At 57.0% G+C, this 2,551-nt stretch carries 1 protein-coding gene and 1 pseudogene; both read right to left on the bottom strand.

From position 1 onward, the window contains the following. Positions 1-236: pseudogene (locus AC1DGP_RS35040) on the bottom strand (outer membrane protein); the annotation flags it as partial. A 1,294-nt stretch (positions 237-1,530) separates the two neighbouring features. Continuing rightward, positions 1,531-1,974, bottom strand: coding sequence for a helix-turn-helix domain-containing protein (locus tag AC1DGP_RS35045; RefSeq protein WP_476769050.1), 444 nt, complete (start codon positions 1,972-1,974; stop codon positions 1,531-1,533). Between the last annotated feature and the right edge of the window lie 577 nt (positions 1,975-2,551).

Genomic DNA, 2,551 nt, shown 5'->3' on the forward strand with positions numbered 1-2,551 from the left:
CCGCCGACACCGCTCAGGACGCTGGAAGAGCCAGCAGTCGGCCCGTTGACGGCGATCTCGCCCGAGTCAGCCCAGCCCACGCCGGCGTTGAGACCGACATAAAGACCAGCCCAGGTGAACAGGGGCGCGTAGACGATCGGGGGAGGCGGAGCTTGGCGGCTGGGAAGATCAGCGGAGAAGGCCGACGTTGCAAGACACGTCGCAAGAACGGCGGTGGATACAAGTCCTAATCGCATGGTGTCCTCCGAGGTCAGGGTAGGCCAGTCAATCTCTTCCATATCGAGTCACTACAGAGAACCCGAATAATCGGCGGAATTTCCCAATGAAGTGCCGAATGTTCCGGACTGCGATATTTTGATCACTTCGCTCTATGAGCCGCAAATCTCGACTGCCCGGAGCATCCCAATTTCCGCGGACGCCCGAATGCCAACGCGTCGGGGTTCTCGTGACCTCGATAGATCGGGCAGTTGTATTCGGGTCGTCGATTATTGGTCGAAGCGAAACAGTTGCGCCAAGGGTAGGAGAATAGACTTGCGCCAGACGCTACGCCGGGCCATAAACAGCCTGCTTTGATTGACTCGAGCAGATGAAATGTGACCTTACGTCAATCATGGTGATCGGGGGCGACAGGGGGCGGCAAAGACTGTTCATAGATCCCGAGGAGCTTTCCCATGAGCGAAGTCTTCAATCCGGACATGATCTCTCGCCGACATGCCCTTTCCTTCTTGTGGTCGGCAGCCGCTMTCGGTGTTGCTGCGGCTGCTACGATCCTGACAGTCTCGAACAGGCCCAGACCTCCGGCATGGAGCGGCGTGGGGACAGGCGTACGGGGCGCGGGGAGCGGCGTGACACGCGGCGCACCGGACGCACCGACCGGCGTGAGGAGCGGCGCCACTGACTGGGTGCTGCACCCAACTCAGAAACTTCGGTTTACGCCTGGCCCACGGCCAGGCGTTTTGTCCATCCCTGTTGGGGAAGTCACTCCAGTTCAGGCCATCGATGTTCTTGCTGAGTGCTCATGCGCGATAAATCACGCATGCGGTGCAGTCATCGAAGAATAGTGAGCCAGGCCAACGCCATCCCTCCCCAGAGCAAGAATGATATCGCGGCTCCCCAAATAATCCCTCGGCCAAAACTATCGTCATCGTCTCCATCGGGCCGAAACCATTTGTAATTCCGCTGGTTTGCTGGGGGCGATGCTGGAAGTTCGTGGGAAAATCCGCTCTTCCTTGAGATCGCCATGCCAATAACTCCTCAGTTGGCCGATAGCGCAGCGGATTGCATAATATTCAGTATTCACAATGCATGTAGTCAAGCCAAGAACAGGTATCGAAATGATGTAAGCACACGCATATTGGCTCGTCGACGGGGATTTGCACCGTCCCGTTCGGATCGACGGAGATTGGTTAACTAGTGACAGCACGACGATGCTGCTACGACAAGCCGAGACCGGACGCGTCGCCCTGTATGACGATACGTCATTTGATTTCAGATTCGGTCATCGCGTGCTTTTGCCCGATTGTACTTGCGCTATTCGTGAGAATGCCCGATTTTGTCGCTGCTCCCGGCAGGATCGGCATTCACCAGGTCCTCAACCATGGCAACGATCTGCTGGCGCTTCGCCGTGCTTTCGGCCTTCAAGAAGGCATTGACGAGACGAATTCCTTCGCTGGTCGAGAGCAATTCAGCGATATCGTTGGCACTAACTTCCCTTAAGCGTTCTTGAGGCGCGTTGCTTTCAGTCGCCGCCGCTTCAAAAAAGTAACCCGCCGGGACCTCAAGGATGTGCGCGATGAGCTGAAGACGGCTCGCGCTGAGCCGATTTGATCCGCTTTCGTATTTCTGGATCTGCTGAAACGTGATGCCCAACTGCTCCGCTAGTTGGGACTGGCTGAGGCCGATGAGCTGCCTTCGCGCTCGCAAGCGCGAACCTACGTCTCGATCGATCGAATTCGGTCTTCTCGCAAGCGTCATGACCCGAATCCAGTCGCCCCAAGCATCCTGTTGTTGTCTGAGCAGGTCGATCTGTCAGCCGACCAACGTCGCGCAAATAACTCCGATCGCGAAAGGGGGGCGATTAAGCCCCCGTACCGAATACACTGGCATCCGTTCGAAGCGATGGTCACACGTCCTCTCAGACATCGGCCCAATTGGAAGTGCCCGTCAACACGGCGGGTGACGACTGTTGCGGGCCCAGTCAGATACCGCACTAATTCGTGAGAGTGGAGTGAGGGGCGGAGCCGCCAATCATGTTCCCGTGAACGCTCCGCTTTCCCCAGGGGACTTGGCTCGTGACATTATAATTCGTGCGGAATTAGAACGAAATTCGAACAGTTATCTGAGACGGAATGTCAAAGGCGGGACGGAACGTCAAGCCAGAGCGTCATTGTCGCGGCGTGCCAATTCATCACGACCGGCTGCTTCATCGACAAGCACCCCGGGTCTCTCTCTTCTCGTAAAGCCATTCGTCAACCTGTCCCCAACGCCAGACGCCGGTGTTTTTGCTGCCGGCCTTTCCGAAGAGATGCTCTCGCAGCTCGCTACGTTTCAG

It is taken from the genome of Allobosea sp. 05T433, from assembly GCF_056396065.1.